Below are 18,547 nucleotides of genomic sequence, written 5' to 3' on the forward strand. Positions count from 1 at the left end.
AACCGTGGAAGCGAATCGGGCAAGGATGGATTGGTTCCCCGTGGGCGCCTAATGCCCCGCCCAGCCGGCTGTCACGGTCTGGGACTGGGTCCCACCAGGCGTTTGGGCAGGCGCCGGCACGTTGGTCAGGCACCGCCGGGCGGCCTCGATTTCGGCCTCCGTCGCTCCCTTCGACCGCGCCCATGTCTCTGCGGCCGCAGCAGAATATTTCGCCACATAATACCGGACGACCGTGCAGGACGCCCGGCGAAACACGCCGGGTTGCAGCTCGCCGGCCATTGCATCAGGCGCAAACGTGAGCAGCGCCGCGGACAAGGCGAATCCTCTGATCAACATTTAGGCTGTCCCCGCTATGGAACCTGAGGAAGCGAACTCAACCAGCCCTACTTCGTTCCCCCGGAACCCATACTCGCAGGCAAAGCAGAGTCCCACTCCGCTCATGGCGCGGGAATCGCCGCCTTCGCCTGCTGCCGGATCAAGGCGTTGATGAAGCCCGCGCGCGCATCGGAATGGCCCTGCCCGCGCGGCTCCAGCACATGGCGCAGCAGGAACAGGCCGGTGAGCCGAAAACCGTCTTGGAGATCCTGCTCGGTGAGGTCGCTTGCGGTTTCGCCTTGGCGCAGAAACGGCGGCAGGCGCAACAGGCGGTCACGCCACGCCTCGCCAGCGCCGCGCGACACCGCGCCGCCGGATTTCGGCGAGACATAGATCAGGTCGGTGGTCTCGCCGGTCACGGCACAGTTTTCGAGGGCCAGCCCAAAGCCGAGCTCGGCGAGCATCGCCAGCTCGAAATGGATGAGGTGCACGGCTGCACCACCGATATCCTCGAAATCGTCGAGCGAATGCTCGAGCAACGCGAAGATCTCCTCATGCGGATCGCGCTCCGGCAAGAGGCGCGCAATCGAGGCGAGATGGGTGACGCCGTAGACGCCATGGGACGAACCCAGCAGCGCCGCCGCGCGCAGCTTAAGCCCTTCGATGGTGTAGGTGCCGAGATGCTCGTCGAGCCGCGCTCGCCATACCGCGCTGACGCTATTCCCCGGCTGCAGCAAGGGCCGCATCCGCGAGCCGGCGCCGCCGCGGACGAGGCCGAGATGGCGGCCGTGCGCGCGCGTCAACAGCTCGACGATGGCGCTGCTTTCGCCATGCCGCCGCACGCCCAGCACGATGCCTTCGTCGGTCCATTCCATGAAGGAAGTTTAGCGCATTTAAAGCTGCCGTAGGGTGGGCAAAGCGAAGCGTGCCCACCAATTTGATCGACGGCGGGAGATGGTGGGCACGGCGCGCAAGGGCGCGCCTTTGCCCACCCTACGGTACCGCGCGAAACCTCACGCGTTGAACCAGCCCTGCGCGTCGCCGCTGAAGGAGAAATACAGGCCTACCGTCGTCAGCGCGCAGGAAACGATCTCGATGGCGCTGTCGAGCTCCAGGCCCTTCTGGCCGATGATCTGGCCAAGCGAGATCACCGACAGCACGAGCGCCGCCGCCAGCACCCAGCGCGGCCAGTTCTTCCGCTCATGCGCGGCGAGCCTGACGAAGTAGACCAGCAGCAGGATCATGCCGCCGGCGAGCAAGGTCCCCGTCATGATCATCTGCTCGGTCACCTCCGCATTGGGCGTGCGGTCCTGCACCGCAACGGACAAAGCATCCAGCATCAACGATGCATAGAGCAGCGCTTCGAAGCGCCGGACATTGCTGGGCACGCTCATCGGATACCGATCTGTTCTTGGTTATTCTCTCGGAAAGTCCAGGCCCATCTCGCGGTAGCGATCGGGATCGTCGCCCCAGTTCTCGCGCACTTTGACGAACAGGAACAGATGCACCGGCACGTCCAGGATCTGCATCAGCTCCTTGCGCGAGTCCGCGCCGATCGACTTGATGGTGGCGCCGCCCTTGCCGAGCACGATCTTGCGCTGGCTCTCGCGCTCGACGAAGATCGTTTGCTCGATCCGCACCGACTTGTCCTTGCGCTCCTCCCACTTGTCGGTCTCGACCGTGGACTGGTAGGGCAGTTCCTGGTGCAGCTTCTGATAGATTTTTTCGCGCGTGATCTCGGCCGCCAGCTGCCGCATCGGCGCGTCCGACATCTGGTCCTCGGGGTAGAGGAACGGGCCCGGCGGCACCATTTCGGCGAGAGTCTTGCGGATATCGTCGACACCGTCGCCCGAGATCGCCGCGATCATGAAGGTCCGCGCGAACTTCATGCGCTCGTTGGCGGCCTGCGCCAGCGCCAGCAATTTCTCGCGCTGGACCAGATCGACCTTGTTGATGACGAGGATCTTCTCGTGATTGACGCTGGCCGCCTTGGTGAGGATCGCCTCGGCTTCCTCGTCGATCCCGGTCTTGGCGTCGAGCAGCACGCAGACGAGATCGGCATCATGCGCCCCGCTCCAGGCGGTCGAGACCATGGCGCGGTCGAGCCGGCGCTTGGGCAGGAAGATGCCGGGCGTGTCGACCAGGATGATCTGCGCGTTGTTCTCGATCACGATGCCGCGGATCAGCGCGCGCGTGGTCTGCACCTTGCGCGAAACGATCGTGACCTTGGCGCCAACCAGCGCGTTGACCAGCGTGGACTTGCCGACGTTCGGCGCGCCGATCAGCGCAACGAAGCCGCAGCGCGTGGCAGTGGGCGCCTCGCCGCTTGTTTCAGCCGTCATTGCCGCCGCCAACGCCTTCACGTTCGATCATCACTGAAGCTGCTACTTTCTCTGCCGCGCGCTTGCTGCCGCCGATGCCCTCGGCCGGCGCGAGCCCCGGCAGGTCCACCGCGACGCGGAATTGCGGATCGTGGTGCGGGCCGGTGCGCTCGACCTCGCGGTAAACCGGCGTCGGCAGCCCTTTGCCCTGCGCCCATTCCTGCAACACGGTCTTGGGATCGCGCAAGGGACGGCGCGGCTTGTGCATGCGCTCGGTCCAGTTGCGCTTGACGAATTCGGCGGCCGCCGCATGGCCGCCGTCAAGGAAGATGGCGCCGATCACGGCCTCGCAGATGTCGCCGAGGATGGACTTGCGCAGGCGCGCGTCGGCGCTGGAGCCGACCGAGCCGAGCTTGATGTCGTCGAGCAGACCGAGCGACTTGGCGACGTCGGCGCAGCTTTCCTTGCGCACGAGCTCGGCAAGACGCTTGGACAGCTCGCCTTCGTCGGCGTTCGGGAAGGCATGATAGAGCATGTCGGAGACGACGAGCCCGAGCACGTGGTCGCCGAGGAATTCCAGGCGCTGATAGCTGTCGCCGCGCTTGCGCCCGGACTTCAGCGCCGAGACATGCGTGATCGCCTGCATCAGCATATTCGGGTCAGCGAAGCTATGGCCGATGCGCGCCTCGAGCGCCGCGTTGGCATCGGTGCCCTTGGCCTTGCTGCTCCGCGTCCGCTTCTTCTTTGCAGGCGTCTTCGCTGCAGCTTCGCTCTCGGGAGCGGCTTGCGCCTCGGTCGGTTGGATCGCGATGTCCTTGGCTTCGTCTTTCATCGGACGATTTTGAAGAACCGATTCCAGCGCACCGCCCACGGCCAGCGCCAGAACATCCAGGCATGCTCGCCTTCGGCGATGGAGAAGAAGATCATCTGGGCGCGGCCGATCAGATTCTCCTGCGGCACATAGCCGACCTGGCCGAGGAAGCGGCTGTCGGTGGAATTGTCGCGGTTGTCGCCCATCATGAAGAAATGGCCGGCCGGCACGGTGTAGACGTTGGTGTTGTCCACGTAACCGTTGTCGGCGCAGTCGAGCGTCTCATAGGACACGCCGTTCGGCAGCGTTTCCTTCCAGCGCTTCACGCGGGAGATACCGCCACCTTCCGAGCCGCAGGGCTCCTCGCCGACATATTCGCTCATGCGCTGCCGCTCGACCGGCGTGTCGTTGATGTAGAGCAGCCCGTCCCGCATCTGGATGCGGTCGCCTGGAAGGCCGATCACCCGCTTGATGTAATCGGTGGAATCGTCCTTCGGCAGCCGGAACACGACGATGTCGCCGCGGTTCGGATCCGAGCCCCAGATCCGCCCGGAGAACAGCGGCGGCGAGAACGGAATCGAATAGTGGCTGTAGCCGTAGGAATATTTCGAGACGAACAGATAGTCGCCGACCAGCAGCGTCGCCTTCATCGAGCCGGACGGGATATTGAAGGGCTGGAACAGGAACGTGCGGATCACCAGCGCGATCAGGAGAGCGTGGATCACGACCCGGATCGTCTCACCGACGCCGCTCTCAGTTTTCGTTCCTGAAGTCACGCTCATTGCTCTCTCAATTCCGGCCGGCGATCACAGAGCGCCCTCCTCCCGCGAACGGCCCACCGGTTCGCGGCGCAAGGAGATTGTCCTGATTCTGATAGTGAGGGCCAATTCCGGCGTAAAGCCGAATTCGCCCAAGCTGATTTGCGTCCGCGGACTTTTAGACGGTTGTCGGAGGCCACGCAATCAAGGATCGCATCAAAACTGAATAAGGTATTGATTTATAACACAAATCATAAAATCGCCGGGGTCCCCTCAGGGTTTCGGCAGCGGGACGGCCGAAATGATCACGAAGGCCTGCGCCAACGGCCAGTCGTCGGTGATCGACAGGTCGATCCGCGCCTCGAACCCCTCCGGGGTCAGGGTCTGGAGCCGGGCCAGCGCCCCGCCGGTCAGCTGCATGGTCGGCCGCCCGCCCGGCAGGTTGACCACCCCCATGTCGCGCCACCAGACGCCGCGCCGGATCCCGGTGCCGAGCGCCTTGGAGCAGGCCTCCTTGGCGGCGAAGCGCTTGGCGTAGGTCGCCACCACCATCTTCTCGTTCTTGGCCCGCCGCTCCGCCTTGGCCCGCTCGGCCGCGGTGAAGATGCGGTCGAGGAAACGCTCGCCGTGGCGCTCGATCACCTTGGCAACGCGGGTGATGTCGATCAGGTCGGAGCCGACGCCGATGATCATGCCCGGCTCCGGCCGCGGTCCATCGCCGCGCGCATGCTGCGCACCGTCTCGGCAAGACCGACGAACAGTGCTTCGCCGATCATGTAGTAGCCGATGTTGAGCTCCATGATCTCTGGAAGGGCGGCAATCGTCTCCGCCGTCGCATAGTCGAGCCCGTGCCCGGCATGAACCTCGAGCCCGGCCGCCTTCGCCAGCTTCACGCCCGCCACGATCCGCTGCCATTCGGCCTCGGCCTTGGCGGTGTGGCCGTCGACGACGGCATCGCACCAGGCGCCGGTGTGGATCTCGATCACAGGCGCACGCAGCCGCGCCGCCATCTCGATCTGGGCGGGATCGGCGGCGATGAACAGGGAGACCCGAATGCCGGCATCGTTCAGTCGCGCGATATAGGGCGCGAGGGGGTTGTGCTGGCCGACCACATCCAGCCCACCTTCAGTGGTCACTTCCTGCCGGCGCTCCGGCACCAGGCACACCGCGTGCGGCTTGGTGGCGAGCGAGATGCGCATCATGTCGTCGGTCGCCGCCATCTCGAAATTGAGCGGCTTGGAGATCTCGGCCTTCAGCCGCGCCATGTCCTCGTCGCGGATGTGGCGGCGATCCTCCCGCAAATGGGCGGTGATGCCATCGGCGCCGGCTTCGATCGCCAGCAGCGCCGCGCGCACCGGATCGGGATGGCGGCCGCCGCGCGCGTTACGCACAGTTGCGACGTGATCGATATTGACGCCGAGGCGAAGCTTCGAAGCGGGCATTTCAGAACTCACGAAATCGGAGGGACGGACGGCTGCGGAGGACGCCTATCCATTAACACGTTCGACTTTGGCGACGACCGCCTTCGCGCGCAGCTGGGCCAGGATCGCGCTGAGGTGCTTGAGATCGTAGACTTCGAGATCGATCGTCGTCTCCGTGAAATCAGGCGAGCGGCGCTGCATGCTGATGTTGTCGATATTGCCGTCGTGCTCGGCGATCACGGTCGCGATCTGCGCCAGCGCGCCGGGCTCGTTGACGTTCTCGACCTTGATGCGGGCCGGAAAGCGTTGCGGCGCGGAGTCCTCGATGTCCCAGCGGACGTCGAGCCAGCGCTCCGGCTCCTCCTCGAAATCCTTCAGCGCCGGCGCCTGGATCGGGTAGATCGTGATGCCCTCGCCCGGCGTGACGATGCCGACGATGCGATCGCCCGGCACAGCGCCGCCATTCGGTGCGAACTTGATCGGCAGGTCGGAATTGATGCCGCGGATCGGGATCGCGACCGGGCTGCGCGGCGGCTCCGACGACTTCTCCTTGAGCTTGGCGGCAAGCCCCTTCTTCACGCCGTAGCGCGCGATGCGCTCCTCCTTGTAGTCGGGGTACATCGCACGCGCGACGTGGGAGGCCTTGATCTCGCCGCGCCCCACCGCCGCCATGACGTCCTCGATCGAGGTGCGCGCGAGCCGCGGCAGCGCGCCCTTGAGCTTGTCGTCGGCGTATTCGATCTTGGCGCGCTCGAACAGGCGCTCCACGATGCGCCGGCCGAGACCGGCGTATTGATCGCGCACCGCAGTCCGCGTGGCGCGGCGGATCGCAGCGCGCGCCTTGCCGGTGACCGCAAGCGTCTCCCAGGCCGAGGGCGGCGCCGATTGCGCTTCCGAGGTCAGCACCTCGACCTCGTCGCCGTTCTGCAGCTCCGAGGACAGCGGCGCGAACTGGCCGTTGATCTTGCAGCCGACCGCGCTGTTGCCGACGTCGGTGTGCACGGCATAGGCGAAGTCGATCACGTTGGCATGGCGCGGCAGCGCGATCAGCTTGCCCTTCGGGGTGAAGCAGAACACCTGGTCGTGAAACAGCTCGAGCTTGGTGTGCTCGAGGAATTCCTCCGGATTGGCGCTTTCCGAGAGGATGCCGATGGTGTGGCGCAGCCAGGCGAACGCATTGGATTCGCGCTTGAGGAATTCGGTCGGCGAGCCCACGCCCTCCTTGTAGAACACATGCGCGGCGATGCCGCGCTCGGCGATCTGGTCCATCGCCTCCGTGCGGATCTGCAGCTCGACGCGCTGGTTGCCGGGGCCGATCACCGTGGTGTGGATCGACCGATAATCGTTCTGCTTCGGCGTCGAGATGTAGTCCTTGAAGCGTCCCGGCACGACCGGCCAGGTGGTGTGGACGATGCCGAGCGCGCGATAGCAGGCCTCGATGTCGTTGACGACGAGACGGAAGCCGAAGATGTCGGACAATTGCTCGAAACCGACCGACTTGCGCTCCATCTTGGTCCAGATCGAGAACGGCTTCTTGCGGCGGCCATAGACCCGCGCCCCTAAGCCCCGGTGGCGCAGATTGTTGGAGAGCTGGTCCTCGATCTCGCCGATCAGATTGCGGTTGCGCTCGGCGAGCGCGTCGAGCCGCTGCATCACCACCGAATAGGCTTCGGGATCGAGGGTGCGGAAGGACAGATCCTCCAGCTCCTCGCGCATTTCCTGCATGCCCATGCGGCCCGCCAGCGGCGCATAGATGTCGAGTGTCTCCTCGGCGATGCGCCTGCGCGATTCCGTCGGCACGAAATCCAGCGTGCGCATGTTGTGCAGGCGATCGGCGAGCTTGACCAGGAGCACACGGACATCGTCAGCAATGGCCAGCAACAATTTGCGCAGGTTCTCGGCCTGCTTGGCCTCCCGCGACACCAGCTCGAGCCGCTTCAGCTTGGTCAGACCCTCGACCAGCGCGCCGATCTCCGGCCCGAAGATCTGGTCGATCTCGGCCCGCGTCGCTTCGGTGTCCTCGATGGTGTCGTGGAGCAGCGCGGCCACGATGGTGGCGTCGTCGAGCTTGAGGTCGGTGAGAATCGCTGCCACTTCGAGCGGGTGCGAGAAATACGGATCGCCCGAGGCGCGGGTCTGCGAGCCGTGCGCCTTCATGGCGTAGACATAGGCGCGGTTCAGCAGGTCTTCGTTGGTGTTGGGATTGTAGGACCTGACGCGCTCGACGAGGTCATATTGACGCATCATGCGCGCGCGCGGCTTGGCCGGGCGCGCGACCGGCGCAGTCGGGGCCACGGCAACCGACTCGGTTGCGGCCTGCATCTGCGTGGATCTGCGGCGCCGATATACCATCCCGTCCTGCCTTCAAACGAACCCGAGCCGGCCCGCTGTATACATCTTAGCTCCGATCGCGCTTGTGTCCGATCAATTCAGTGACAGGACGCATCGCCAACTACAACGCATGGTAACCACGAAAACGTCAACAAAAGCAAAGGCCCGAACACCGGTTCGGGCCTTTGATAAAATCACAAGAAATCGACGATCGCGACGGACGATTTACTCGTCTTCCTCGGGCTGCTCCTCGGGCGGCGCGAGGCCTTCGAGACCCTTCAGGAGCTCCTCTTCGGTCATGCGCTCGACGGCGACTTCGGTATCGTCCGCATCGACGCTCGCGCCCGCGGAACCGATCAGCGGCACCGTATCCGGCTCGGGCTCGTCGACCTCGACGAACTTCTGGAGCGAGTGCACCAGCTCCTCGCGCAGGTCCTCGGGCGAAATGGTCGTGTCAGCAATTTCGCGCAAAGACACAACAGGGTTCTTGTCGTTATCGCGGTCAACCGTTAGTTGTGAGCCGGACGAAATCATGCGGGCACGGTGGGCGGCCAGCAGGACCAGGTCAAACCGGTTGTCGACCTTGTCGATACAATCTTCTACGGTGACGCGAGCCATGGACTGTCGCTCCGTTGTGGGTGGGACGAAAATATGTGGATGATTGGGGCTAGTTATAGGGGCTGGGGCCGTTTCGCAAGGCCAATTTGTGATTTGGCCTCGCCAAACGGCTCTGCTACCCCCACATTGGGGCTGGGATGGGCGGTTACCCGGGCTGCCATCGAGGGCGGCGCCGGGTCTATGAAAGTCCGCCATAACTATACCTTGTTTGCCCCGACTTCTCCGGATTTGCGGCTTCGACGGATTTCGGCGGCACCCTAGAACTGCGCGGCCTGCTGCCGCCGCGCCAACAATAAACGATCAATCACGAACACTACGCGAGCAAACTGAATGTCACCTTCCTCCACCGACAAGATCGCGCTCTTCATCGACGGAGCCAATCTCTACGCGACGGCGAAAACTCTGGGCTTCGACATCGACTACAAGCGCCTGCTGAAGGAGTTTCAGAGCCGCGGAACGTTGCTTCGGGCGTTCTACTACACCGCCATCATCGAGGATCAGGAATACTCCTCGATCCGCCCGCTGATCGACTGGCTGGATTACAACGGCTACACCGTCGTCACCAAGGCGACCAAGGAGTTCATCGACGCCTCCGGCCGCCGCAAGGTCAAGGGCAACATGGACATCGAGCTCGCCGTGGACGCCATGGAGCTTGCCGAGCACATCGACCAGATGGTGCTGTTCTCCGGTGACGGTGACTTCCGCTCCCTGGTCGAGGCCGTGCAGCGCCGCGGCGTTCGGGTCACGGTGATCTCCACCATCGCCAGCCAGCCGCCGATGATCGCCGACGAGCTGCGCCGCCAGGCCGACGTCTTCACCGACCTCGTCGAGTTGCAATCCAAGCTCGGCCGCGATCCCTCCGAACGCCCCGCCCCGCGCGACCGCGGCGATCGCGAGGCCCGCCACCACGCCCCGCAATTCCTCCAGCGCGCAACCACGATGGCGCCGAGGGGCGATGACGACTTCGAGGAGTGAGGCGGCCCGGCCAAGCCGCCAGCCTCCCACCCTCGTTCCCGACCGCAATTGTCCGCTCTGTCCGCGCTTGGTCGCCTTTCGTGAGGCGAACCGGGCGCGTGAGCCGTTGTGGCACAATGCGCCGGTTGCGCCCTTCGGCGACATCAAGGCCCGCCTGTTGATCGTCGGCCTCGCGCCGGGGATGCAGGGCGCCAACCGCACGGGACGGCCGTTCACCGGCGATTACGCCGGTGACCTGCTCTACGCCACCCTGCTCGAATATGGATTTGCCAAGGGCACCTATCAGGCGCGTCCCGATGACGGCCTGAAGCTGGTCGACTGCCGGATCGCCAATGCCGTGCATTGCGTTCCGCCACAGAACAAGCCGCTGCCCGTCGAGATCAACACCTGCCGCCAGTTCCTCGTGGCGAATCTCGAGACGATGCCGAAGCTGCGCGCGATCATCGCGCTCGGGCGGATTGCGCACGACAGCGTGCTCAAGCCGCTGAACCTGAAGGCCTCGCAGGCCCCCTTCGGCCACGGCGCCGTGCATCAGGCCGGTGCGTTCAGGCTCTACGACAGCTATCATTGCTCGCGCTACAACACGAACACCGGCGTGCTGACGCCGGACATGTTCCGGTCGGTGTTCGCGAAGGTGAAGGCGGATCTCGATTAGCGCCCTGGTTCAGGCCTTGGCCGGATTGGCCTTCAGCCAGTCCAGGACGTCGCCGGCGTTCCGGTCGGGCGGAAACACCGGGTAGAACACACGCGTGATCCTGGCGTCGTCGATGATCAGCGCAAGACGCTTGATCAGCGTCAGGCCCGCGACCTCCATCGTCGGCAGATTGAGCGCGCGCGTCAGCGCCAGCTTCTCGTCCGACAGCACGGGGAACGGCAGATGCAGCCGTGACGCCATCTCGGTCTGGTACTCGTTGCTCTGGGTCGAGAGGCCGAACACGTGGGAGGCGCCGGCGCCCTTCAGCTCGGCGAACAGATCGCGAAACGCGCAAGTCTGCGGCGTGCACCCGCGTGCACCCGGGATCATGTCCCAATCGTCGACCAACGAAATCTTGCCGGGTTCGCCGGTGCGGGGATAAGCGAACACCACGGTCCGGCCGCGCAGCGCCGACAGCGTCACCGAGGTGTCGTTGGTCGCGAGCAGGCCGATTGGCGGCAGCGTCATGCCGGTCAGATGCGCGGCGGCGCCGTCGTCTTCAGGTGCGGGAATCTGGCTCCAATCGACCTCGAGCAGGTTCCGTTGATTCATCTCGCTATCCCCTCGCCCGCATCAGGCGGCCCTTCTCCCGGCTCCAGTCGCGCTTCTTCTCGGTCTCGCGCTTGTCGTGGAGCTTCTTGCCTTTTGCAACCGCAAGCTGCAACTTGGCGCGCCCACGCTCATTGAAATAGAGCTTGAGCGGGATCAGCGTCATGCCCTCGCGGTCGACGGCGCCCATCAGCTTGTTGATCTGCCGGCGATGCAGCAGCAGCTTTCGCGGCCGCTTCGGCTCGTGATTGAAGCGGTTTCCTTGCAGATATTCGGGAATGGTGGCGTTGATCAGCCAGATCTCGCCGTCCTTGGAATCGGCATAGGACTCCGCGATCGTGCTCTTGCCGTTGCGGATCGACTTGACCTCGGTGCCGGTCAGCGCAATCCCCGCCTCGATCGTATCCTCGATCGCATAGTTGAAGCGGGCCTTGCGATTTTCCGCCATGACCTTGATCGGACGTTCGTTCTTTTCAGCCATGGCGACGAAACCTGAGCGCGATGCGCAGCGATGCTAACAGTTTGGATGAAGCGCGCGCGTCACTTCTTGAGGAGATCGCGGATCTCGGTCAGCAGCACGACCTCCTCCGACGGCTTCGACGGCTCCGCGGGCTTGGTCTCTTCCTTCCGCTTCAGCGTGTTCATGGCGCGGATCACCAGGAACAGCACGAAGGCGACGATGATGAAGTTGATCGTCAGCGTCAGGAAGCTACCGTAAGCAAGTACGGCGCCTTGCTTTTTCGCATCCGCTAAGTTGGTGGCGGTCACCGACTTCGACAAGGGGGCGAAGTAGTTCGAGAAGTCGAGGCCGCCGGTCGCAGCGCCGATGATCGGCATGATGATGTCACCGACAAGCGAGGTGACGATGGCGCCGAAGGCCGCGCCGATGATGACGCCGACCGCGAGATCGACGACGTTGCCCTTCATGGCGAACTCACGGAACTCCGTGAGCATCCGCCTGCCCTTTTCGTCGACGCTCATGAACGGCCTCCCCGATAGGTCAACCCATCAGTTGATCAGGCCAGCGTGCACCATGGCGCTGCGCACGGCAACGCGGGTCGGCTCGGAGACCGGCACCATCGGCAGCCGCAGCGTCTCGTCGAGCTTGCCGAGCAGCGACATCGCGTACTTGATCGGCGCCGGGTTGCTCTCGATGAAGAGGTTGTTGTGCAGCGGCATCAGCTTGTCGTGGATCTTCAGCGCGGTGGCATGGTCGCCCTTGGCCCAGGCGGCCTGGAACTCCGAGCACAGGCGCGGCGCGACGTTCGAGGTCACCGAGATGCAGCCGTGGCCGCCATGCGCCATGTAGCCGATGATGGTCGCGTCCTCGCCCGAGAGCTGGTTGAAGTCCTCGCCCATCGCCGCACGCTGCTGCGACACGCGCACCATGCTGGCGGTGGCGTCCTTCACGCCGGCGATGTTCTTCAGCTCCCATAGCCGCTTCATGGTGTCGACCGACATGTCGATCACCGAGCGCGGCGGGATGTTGTAGATGATGATCGGAATGCCGATTGCGTCGTTGATCGCCTTGAAGTGCTGGTACATGCCTTCCTGGGTCGGCTTGTTGTAGTAAGGCGTCACCACCAGCACGGCGTCCGCGCCCGCCTTTTCGGCGTGCTGGGCGAGCTCGATCGCCTCCTTGGTCGAGTTGGAGCCCGCACCCGCGATCACAGGCACGCGGCCCTTGGCTTCAGCGATGCACCATTCGACCACCTTCTTGTGCTCGTCATGGCTGAGAGTCGGGCTCTCGCCGGTGGTGCCGACCGGCACCAGGCCGTTGGTGCCCTCCGAAATCTGCCAGTTGACCAGGGATCGGAATGCCGCCTCGTCCAGCGAGCCGTTCTTGAACGGCGTGACCAAGGCGGTGAACGACCCCCGGAATTTCGTCTTGGCTGCCATGGACTTCCTCCGTACGCGGCTATCTCTTGAGCAAGCTCCTTTCATATCGGGTCTATCCCGCCGGTAAAAGGCCCGCTTCCGTGTGACGCACCGTTTAGGCCGCGATTTTGCCGCGGTAGTGGTGCAAATCGGCCCGCGGTAAGCGGCTGTTGGTATTTTGTCCGCATATTCAATCAAATACAGCTAGATCTTGAGCCACTTGACTGATTCGGGGCGACCAAACCCGTGACCTCATTCCCTCATGCCGCCTGGCGATCCACCGGTCTCATCGTGTGCCTGATGGCAGGGCTATCGGTCGGCTGCGCCGCCCTCGCCAAGTCCAATGAGACGACGGCGGAAGCTGGCAAGGACACCGCGAAGCCAGCCGCCAAGGACACTGCCAAGGACAGCGCGAAGGGCTCGTCCAAGGGAACCGGCAAGGAAACTTCGAAGGACGCGGCCAAAGGAGCAAGCCAGGGAGCAAACAAAGGCGCAAGCAAGGGTGCAGCTCCTGCCCCGGCCAAGGACGCTGCGAAGAAACCGGCCAAGGAGGCAGGCAAGGACGCCGGCAAGAGCGCCGGAAAAGAGCCCGCGAAGGACAAGCCCAAGCCCGCCGTAGCGGCACCCGCGCCGAAATCTCATCCGGCCGCCAGCGGTTCGCCGCCGAAAACGGCCCCCGCGCCGGCCGTGACGGCTACCGTCAGGCCTTCCGCCCCCGTCGCCAGACCGGCCGCACCGCCGGTGCTGGCCCCGGCGACGCGCCAGCACGCCGCGCCGCGCAAGCCGGTCATACCGGCCGCGGTCGCTGCGACGTCGTCGACGCCCCAGGGTGACAAGGACGCCCTCGAGAGCGTCATCGAGCTCGTGCGCAAGCGCAAGGCGGGTGAGGCCAGCAACGTCGCAGCGGGCATCTCGGATCCGGTCGCGCGAAAACTCGCGGAATGGATCATCCTGCGCAGCGAGGACAATGGCGCGACCGTGGAGCGCTACCGCGCCTTCCTCTCCGCCAATCCGAGCTGGCCGTCGCAGACCTTCCTGCGCCGACGCCTCGAGGCCGCGATGTGGGACGACAGGCGCGACGATTCCGTCGCGTGGTCGTGGTTCGAAAACGAATCTCCGATCTCCGCCAAGGGCCGCTTCACGCTCGCCAAGGCGATGCTGGCGCGCGGCGACCGCGCCAATGCCGAGCGGCTGGTGCGCGAGGCCTGGCGCAGCGATCCGATGTCCGAGGATACCGAAAACAACGCGCTCGACCAGTTCGGCGCCCTGCTGTCGCCGGGCGACCAGAAGGCGCGGATGGACACGCTGCTCTATGGCAGCGAGAACGAGGCGGCGTTGCGCGCCGCAAAGCGCCTGGGCGCCGGCTATGTCGCACTTGCCAAGGCCCGCATCGCCGCCGTCAAGAAGGCGCCGAACGCGCGCGCGCTGCTCGACGCCGTGCCGCGCGAGCTGCACAACGACCCCGGCTTCACCTTCAGCAAGATCCAGCTGTTGCGCCGCGAGGAGAAATTCGCCGAAGCAGCCCAGCTCATGCTGTCGGCGCCGAAGGATCCGAACCGGCTCCACAATCTCGACGAATGGTGGATCGAGCGGCGTCTTTTGGCGCGCAAGATGATCGACACCGAGGAATTCCGCAGCGCCTATCTGATCGCGCGCGACGCCGCACTGCCCTCGCGCGACATCTACAAGACCGAGCAGGAATTCACGGCCGGGTGGATCGCGCTGCGCTTCCTCAACGACCCCGCGGCCGCCACCCAGCATTTCGCCCGCATCGGCGTCGGCAGCGTCAATCCGACCGCGCTGGCGCGTGCCGGCTATTGGCAGGGCCGCGCCGCGGAAGCGGCGGGGCGCCAGCAGGAGGCGCGCAACGCCTATGCCCGCGCCGCCGAACAGTCGACCAGCTATTACGGCCAGCTCGCCCGGGCCAAGCTCGGCCTGCCGCAGATCGAGCTCAACAGCCAGCCGCGCGGCCGCGGCGCCGAACGGCTGGAGATCGTCCGCGCCGCGCACCTGCTCTACGAGCTCGACGAGCGCGAGATGGCGATACCGCTGCTGGCCGACATGGGCGAGAACGGCGATCCCGAAGCGCTCGCCGGCCTCGGCGAGCTGACCCAGCGCTACAACGATGCGCGCGGCATGCTGCTGCTCGGCAAGGCCGCGCTCAATCGCGGCCTGCCATTCGACTTCTATGCCTATCCAGTCAACGGCATTCCGCAGTTCACGCCGATCGGTCCCGAAGTCGAGCGCAGCATCGTCTATGCGATCGCGCGGCAGGAGAGCGCATTCAATCCGTCAGTGGTCTCGCCGGCCCAGGCCTACGGCCTGATGCAGGTGACGCCCGACGCCGCGCGCTATGTCTGCAAGCGCCACGGCGCGACCTACGATCTGGGACGGCTGAAGAACGATTCGGTCTACAACGCCACGCTCGGCTCGGCCGAGCTCGGCGGACTGCTCGAGGATTATCGCGGCTCCTACATCATGACCTTCGCCGCCTACAATGCCGGCCGCGGCAGCGTGAAGAAGTGGGTCGAGCGCTACGGCGATCCGCGCGATCCCAAGGTCGATGCGGTCGACTGGGTCGAGCTGATTCCGTTCTCCGAGACGCGCAACTACGTGCAGCGGATCATGGAGAACCTGCAAGTCTACCGTGCCCGCTTCGGCGGCGGCACGCGGCTGCAGATCGAGGCCGATCTGCGCCGCGGCGCCGGCAGCGTGGAATAGCGATCCGCTCTTTCGATTCGCAGCCGCGAGCATGGGTGGCAAGCGCCGCCGTTGCCTCGCGTGCAGATGAAGGCGCCTGTGGCCAGATCAGCGAGGCGTTGCACGGCCCCACGCCGGCCAACGGCAGTCCTCCCCCAGCGCGCCGCTGTCAGGGATGGGAAGCGCGGAGCTCCCCTCTCCCAACCAGAGCAATCGCAATTGGGAGCGACTTCTGTGTGGCCATCCTTCGAGACGCCCGCCATTGGCCGGCTCTCAGGATAACGGAGTGTGCGGCGGCAGACTTGACGGGCATCGACGCCGCTTGGTCTCCAGGAGACCGCCGCCGGGTCCGCGCAAAGCGCGGCCCGATGACCGGCTTCTCGAATGACACGGCGCGCGCTCAGCTTGCGGAAAATGCCCTGTGCGATCGCCCTGCTCTGGCGATGCGCCAAACTTGGCCCATTGCGCCAAGCGAGAAGGCAAGCACCGGGGCAAAAGAAAAGCCCCGGCGGTTTCCCGCCGGGGCTCTCTGTCAGGTCGTTAGACCGAACTTACCAGTTGCGCTGAGCGCGGAGGAGCAGGGTGATGGTGTCCTGATCCTTCAGCTCGTACACGGCAGCCGGCTTGGCCGTCGTGCCGGCACCAGCGTAACCAACCGTACCGGAGTACTTCTGGTCGAGATGGGTCCAGTTCAGGTCAGCCGAGAACGTGAGGTTCTTGACGGGGGTCCAGCGGGTGATGACACCGACCTGCGCAACGGCGAAGTCAGGATTACAACCCGTCACACCGACCAGGCCACCGAACACGCCGCCTGCACCGCCAGCGCCGCAAAGCGTGGTCTTGGCGAGCGAGCCGAACTGCGCCTGAGCGTAGGCACCGTACAGCGCGGTGTTCCAGTAGGGATCCCAGTTATGGGTGTAAGCGCCGCGGAAGCCCCAGGTCTTGACGGTTTCCTGCGAGCTGCCGGTCACGAACACGGTGTCCGGAGCGATGGCGAAGCCGACGCTCTGGTAAGCAACGCCCGAGCTGCCGAACATCGAGTAGCTGCCGCCCGCGAGGTTCTGGAAGTTGTAGCGGGACGCGCCGTCGGTGTAGACGCCCGAAATGTTGATCACGTCACCCGCACCAGTCGGGATGTTCTTGATCGACAGAGCGAGCTGAACAGCCCAACCCCACTTGTCGTCGGGGTGGCCAGTCGGCTCGGTGGCGCCGTAGTAGGCAACGTGGTTGTCGTGAGCGGCGACCGACGCCTGGAACAGACCCCAAGCCTGGTCGACACGAACCATACCGACGAGGTTCGGCGAGCGCGAACCGCCGATGGCGTTCGAGCCATACGAACCGCCGATCATGCCAGCCGCCGAAGCGCCGGTCATGTTGAGGTTGCCGGCCTGGTAGTAAGCCGTCGCGTCTTCCGCCGAGAACGACGCCGTCACGCCCTGACCGAAGTCAGCGGTGTAGGTGAACTGGTTGACACCAGTGACCGTGCCGGAACCGCCGACGAGGCTGTCGAAGTTGTTGCCGGGATAGTTGGTCCAGGGCGCGTCGAACTGCGACACGGCCTTACCCATGGTGAAGCCAGCGAACTGGATGAAGGCGTAGTACACGCCGAGCGAACCGCCCGAGGTGTTGCCGTCGGTGCCGTTGATCGACGAACCAACGAGCGCCGGGGTGGCGCCGGAGGTGTTGAGCGCCAGCGTGCCGCTGTAGGCGGTCGTGCCGGTCGCGCTGCCGGTGCCGGCGTAGTTGCCGGTGGTCCAGGAGAACACGCCGTCGAAGAAGGTACGGACGACGCCGTACTCGGTCGCGGTGCGCGTGTCGATGTTGAGATCTTCACGAGCGCGCATGGTGTAGTAGTTCGTCAGACGGTTACGCGCGCCGTTGTTCGACGTGAGCTGACCGCTGAAGCTCGAGTTGGTGTTCAGCGCGACTTCAGCGCGCAGATAACCACCCAGCTTGATGCAGGTGTCGGTGCCCGGGATGTAGTAGAAGCCCGCGCCGTACAGCGAGCAGATCTTCACGTATTCGACCGCCTTGGCCTTCACGGGCAGATCGGCTGCTTGAGCTCCGCCCACGGCGATCAGACCCGCCGCTGAGCCGAGCAAAAGGCTCTTAACCAACTTCATGTTAAACCTCCAAGTTGCTCTTCAGGGAAGGTCACTGACCGGACGGCCAATTCCCCAACCCCCTCTAAATCACCGCTCCGGGCTCCTTCGCGTCTTCGGACACACCCGCATGAACGCGAGGGACTTAAGCGAAATGACCTAAACGGGACGACCTCGGGATGCCCCCCTCCGTCGCTCAGTCACAATTACCGAACGTCCTTGCACACACAACAAGAGAACGCTTGGAAACGGGCCTATGAAGCTTGTTTTCCGACGGGTGTTGCACAAATAACACGCAGATGTGATCGAAGCGCCCTCGCAACCAATTGTTTTCATTGACGTTTTAGAGACGGTTCCTTCTGCCATCAAAGTTCCCCACTTAAGGCACGGCAAGCGAGATCTCGGCCTGGAGGGGCTTTGACGCACTCGAATCGTGGAATCGCAGGGAGACTCAAGGAGAACGCATCGCCCTGCTCCGCACCTCCCAACCTGATGCAGGCACGGCTTTAAGGGGTGGACGAGCACCCTTTATGGATAGCGACCGTTATTGGGCCGGTTGGCGGATGACACGAATCGAACCTTCAGCCGCCCGCTCCCCGCGCCGCATTGATTTTTCCAGTAACTTCAGTCTCTTACGCGAGAAAAGACGTTCTCATAGGCAAAAACCATCTTCGAGATGCGCCGGACGCTCCAACTCTGTGCCCCATTCTCGCAACGTTATGGTCACGCCCCGGGAGCAAAGTGCTTTGTCGCGAAAATCGCTGGGAATATTCGAGCGAAAACACACGCTTCCAAATTGACCCGCCCAAGTGATTAGATGCATAAGGCTCGCACCGGAGAGGTGGCCGAGTGGCTGAAGGCAACGCTTTGCTAAAGCGTCATACGGTCTCAAGCTGTATCGAGGGTTCGAATCCCTCCCTCTCCGCCACCCAGCGGCAGTGTCCGGCCCGAAGAGATGGGTAACGGATCGTACCTAAGAGATGGGTGACAACCTCGTGCCGAACGGGTTGTCGAGGGGTTGCAGGGTCTTCTGCTCCAGGTCGAAATATCCAAGATCATAGTGCATGAAGCTGA

At 64.3% G+C, this 18,547-nt stretch carries 18 protein-coding genes and 1 tRNA gene; 4 read left to right on the forward strand and 15 right to left on the reverse strand.

Annotated features, from left to right (window positions below; translation table 11 throughout):
* Nucleotides 1-48 precede the first annotated feature (48 nt).
* The 10 genes from GGD62_RS06275 to rpoZ all read right to left on the reverse strand — a co-directional run bounded on the left by GGD62_RS06275 (nucleotide 49) and on the right by rpoZ (nucleotide 8,575).
* Entirely contained in the window at nucleotides 49-336 is a 288-nt protein-coding gene (locus GGD62_RS06275; RefSeq protein ID WP_183707531.1) for a hypothetical protein, read from the reverse strand.
* 101 nt (nucleotides 337-437) lie between these two features.
* Nucleotides 438-1,190 carry a DNA repair protein RecO gene (recO, locus tag GGD62_RS06280; protein WP_183707533.1) on the reverse strand — a complete coding sequence of 251 codons (753 nt, stop codon included), beginning with the start codon at nucleotides 1,188-1,190 and terminating at the stop codon, nucleotides 438-440.
* Between the two features lie 138 nt (nucleotides 1,191-1,328).
* Complete coding sequence (locus GGD62_RS06285; protein WP_018320014.1) at nucleotides 1,329-1,709, reverse strand: hypothetical protein; 381 nt, start codon at nucleotides 1,707-1,709, stop codon at nucleotides 1,329-1,331.
* Between the two features lie 21 nt (nucleotides 1,710-1,730).
* Nucleotides 1,731-2,657: a GTPase Era gene (gene era / locus GGD62_RS06290; RefSeq protein WP_183257116.1), complete on the reverse strand. Its 927-nt coding sequence runs from the start codon at nucleotides 2,655-2,657 to the stop codon at nucleotides 1,731-1,733.
* Nucleotides 2,647-3,468, reverse strand: coding sequence for a ribonuclease III (gene rnc / locus GGD62_RS06295; protein ID WP_018320012.1), 822 nt, complete (start codon nucleotides 3,466-3,468; stop codon nucleotides 2,647-2,649). Before rnc ends, era begins: the two co-directional genes overlap by 11 nt.
* The gene (gene lepB / locus GGD62_RS06300; protein WP_018320011.1) at nucleotides 3,465-4,229 is read right to left on the reverse strand and encodes a signal peptidase I; all 765 of its coding nucleotides are present in this window, start codon (nucleotides 4,227-4,229) and stop codon (nucleotides 3,465-3,467) included. Before lepB ends, rnc begins: the two co-directional genes overlap by 4 nt.
* A gap of 249 nt (nucleotides 4,230-4,478) precedes the next feature.
* A complete protein-coding gene (acpS, locus tag GGD62_RS06305; RefSeq protein ID WP_018320010.1) occupies nucleotides 4,479-4,898 on the reverse strand; it encodes a holo-ACP synthase in 420 nt (139 codons plus the stop codon).
* Nucleotides 4,895-5,647 (reverse strand): pyridoxine 5'-phosphate synthase, encoded by a 753-nt coding sequence (locus tag GGD62_RS06310; protein WP_183707534.1) that lies wholly within the window; start codon nucleotides 5,645-5,647, stop codon nucleotides 4,895-4,897. The genes acpS and GGD62_RS06310 overlap by 4 nt, the downstream gene beginning before the upstream one ends.
* Nucleotides 5,648-5,692: 45 nt before the next feature.
* The gene (locus tag GGD62_RS06315) at nucleotides 5,693-7,978 is read right to left on the reverse strand and encodes a bifunctional (p)ppGpp synthetase/guanosine-3',5'-bis(diphosphate) 3'-pyrophosphohydrolase (protein WP_018320008.1); all 2,286 of its coding nucleotides are present in this window, start codon (nucleotides 7,976-7,978) and stop codon (nucleotides 5,693-5,695) included.
* Between the two features lie 204 nt (nucleotides 7,979-8,182).
* Nucleotides 8,183-8,575, reverse strand: coding sequence for a DNA-directed RNA polymerase subunit omega (rpoZ, locus tag GGD62_RS06320; protein ID WP_008133017.1), 393 nt, complete (start codon nucleotides 8,573-8,575; stop codon nucleotides 8,183-8,185).
* A gap of 330 nt (nucleotides 8,576-8,905) precedes the next feature.
* Here rpoZ and GGD62_RS06325 point away from each other — a divergent pair, with 330 nt between their 5' ends.
* Together GGD62_RS06325 and GGD62_RS06330 are read left to right on the forward strand one after the other, a co-directional pair.
* Nucleotides 8,906-9,550 (forward strand): NYN domain-containing protein, encoded by a 645-nt coding sequence (locus GGD62_RS06325; RefSeq protein ID WP_018320007.1) that lies wholly within the window; start codon nucleotides 8,906-8,908, stop codon nucleotides 9,548-9,550.
* Nucleotides 9,531-10,205: a uracil-DNA glycosylase gene (locus tag GGD62_RS06330; protein ID WP_183707536.1), complete on the forward strand. Its 675-nt coding sequence runs from the start codon at nucleotides 9,531-9,533 to the stop codon at nucleotides 10,203-10,205. The genes GGD62_RS06325 and GGD62_RS06330 overlap by 20 nt, the downstream gene beginning before the upstream one ends.
* 9 nt (nucleotides 10,206-10,214) lie before the next feature.
* On the opposite strand, the gene GGD62_RS06335 is transcribed toward GGD62_RS06330, so the two are convergent.
* The 4 genes from GGD62_RS06335 to dapA are packed head-to-tail and all read right to left on the reverse strand — an operon-like array spanning nucleotide 10,215 to nucleotide 12,692.
* Entirely contained in the window at nucleotides 10,215-10,796 is a 582-nt protein-coding gene (locus tag GGD62_RS06335; protein ID WP_018320005.1) for a peroxiredoxin, read from the reverse strand.
* Between the two features lie 4 nt (nucleotides 10,797-10,800).
* Nucleotides 10,801-11,274: an SsrA-binding protein SmpB gene (gene smpB / locus GGD62_RS06340; protein ID WP_018320004.1), complete on the reverse strand. Its 474-nt coding sequence runs from the start codon at nucleotides 11,272-11,274 to the stop codon at nucleotides 10,801-10,803.
* A gap of 59 nt (nucleotides 11,275-11,333) precedes the next feature.
* Nucleotides 11,334-11,747: a large conductance mechanosensitive channel protein MscL gene (gene mscL, locus GGD62_RS06345; RefSeq protein WP_026202292.1), complete on the reverse strand. Its 414-nt coding sequence runs from the start codon at nucleotides 11,745-11,747 to the stop codon at nucleotides 11,334-11,336.
* A gap of 54 nt (nucleotides 11,748-11,801) precedes the next feature.
* Nucleotides 11,802-12,692, reverse strand: coding sequence for a 4-hydroxy-tetrahydrodipicolinate synthase (gene dapA, locus GGD62_RS06350; RefSeq protein WP_018320002.1), 891 nt, complete (start codon nucleotides 12,690-12,692; stop codon nucleotides 11,802-11,804).
* 279 nt (nucleotides 12,693-12,971) lie between these two features.
* Here dapA and GGD62_RS06355 point away from each other — a divergent pair, with 279 nt between their 5' ends.
* The gene (locus GGD62_RS06355; RefSeq protein ID WP_183707626.1) at nucleotides 12,972-15,392 is read left to right on the forward strand and encodes a lytic transglycosylase domain-containing protein; all 2,421 of its coding nucleotides are present in this window, start codon (nucleotides 12,972-12,974) and stop codon (nucleotides 15,390-15,392) included.
* 530 nt (nucleotides 15,393-15,922) lie between these two features.
* Here the strand turns inward: GGD62_RS06355 and GGD62_RS06360 are convergent.
* Nucleotides 15,923-17,494, reverse strand: coding sequence for a porin (locus GGD62_RS06360; protein ID WP_092257571.1), 1,572 nt, complete (start codon nucleotides 17,492-17,494; stop codon nucleotides 15,923-15,925).
* An 814-nt stretch (nucleotides 17,495-18,308) separates the two neighbouring features.
* Between GGD62_RS06360 and GGD62_RS06365 the strand changes: the two genes are divergently transcribed.
* Nucleotides 18,309-18,401 (forward strand) — tRNA-Ser (locus tag GGD62_RS06365).
* Nucleotides 18,402-18,547 lie beyond the last annotated feature (146 nt).

Origin of the sequence: Bradyrhizobium sp. ERR14 (assembly GCF_014198235.1) — a bacterium.
Classification (GTDB): Bacteria; Pseudomonadota; Alphaproteobacteria; order Rhizobiales; family Xanthobacteraceae; genus Bradyrhizobium.